This window comes from Synechococcus sp. B60.1 (genome assembly GCF_047462555.1).
In the GTDB taxonomy this organism is placed as follows: Bacteria; Cyanobacteriota; Cyanobacteriia; order Thermostichales; family Thermostichaceae; genus Thermostichus.
In genome coordinates this window covers 1-1,108 of sequence record NZ_JANSJN010000220.1, presented here as the reverse complement: position 1 = coordinate 1,108, position 1,108 = coordinate 1, and the positions used below count along the sequence as shown (strand labels likewise).

The following is a 1,108-nucleotide window of genomic DNA, read 5'->3' as shown; positions in this document are numbered from 1 at the left end:
TGAAAATCCTTCAGGATATCTTCACAGAGATTGCCAAGGAGTCAGCTTGTCAAGCGTTGTGGAGATTCTCAAGTATGCAACGGGTGAATCCGATACGAATAAGCTGTTTGACGAATATATACGACCGGCTATTTTCAGCGCACAAGACATTGAATCCTATCTTGATAGTATGCCGATAAGATCTAGGAATGCCATCCTTGCCCTCATTTCCCCATCTCTGGTTGGTTTAGATTGGACATTCTGGGATCGCCTACCCTGGAACACCGCTGCTCGGAGAGACGTCATTTTCAAGCTAATGTCTCGAGTAAATCAAGTTATAGCAACTGCCCAGTCTATGATCGAGTTGGACAGGAGACTGGAAGGCTACAGATACGAAATCACTGAAATGACTCGGCTTGGCCTCAGCTACCAAGAGTGGCAAAGTCTGGTTTTGCCACCGAGGAGCTCGCCGGAGAATCCGGACTCCAAGGTTTTGCTTCTGCTGCCGGCCTAGGATCAATGGGGGTAGAATCCACCGCCCAAACCAAATAGAACTGCCAGTATGCCAATACCAACAGCGACTCCAGCCGCCAGCTTCAGATCCTCCTTTAGCTTCTCAGCGTCCGCTCTTTCCTTTATCGCCGTCAATAGAAAAAGCTGATCCTCTCCGCTAAGCCCGCCTATAAACTCAGGGGATAAAGACTCAAGGGAGAGACTCTTAAAGTAGTCGATCCTGCTCCTGTAGTAAAGCTGAAGTTGAGTGAGTTCCGCACTTTTTTCTTTCTCATGTAGGGCGATTTTTGACTTCGCCCTTTCTTGGAAACTTTTGGCTGTCTCCACTTGCGCTTTACTGTACCTGTCAGAAAATGCTGACCAAGCAAATGCAAAGGCAATGATTACAAGTATAGTACCAATCGCTCCCCAGCCTCCTAAGAAAGCCAAAAAGCCCAAAAACAAAGAGAAAAGGCAGTTCTGTATGTTTTCATCCTTAGTAAGGAAGGCATAATCAACTCTGGCATCCTCTTCCTTAATGCCGATTGAAATAAGGTTTCTCCTTAGCTCAGACTTCACTTGCTCTATCTTTTGATTGTAGTTAACTTCGATACTTTCCTTGCGACGCTCTATTTCC

At 46.1% G+C, this 1,108-nt stretch carries 1 protein-coding gene and 1 pseudogene; one reads left to right on the top strand and one right to left on the bottom strand.

Going from position 1 to position 1,108, the window contains the following annotated elements; translation table 11 throughout:
* On the top strand, positions 1-493 hold a 493-nt coding region (locus NW863_RS13140; protein ID WP_414366893.1), incomplete at its 5' end, for a hypothetical protein.
* 2 nt (positions 494-495) lie between these two features.
* Here NW863_RS13140 and NW863_RS13135 read toward each other — a convergent pair.
* Positions 496-1,108, bottom strand: a pseudogene (locus tag NW863_RS13135) (J domain-containing protein); the annotation flags it as partial.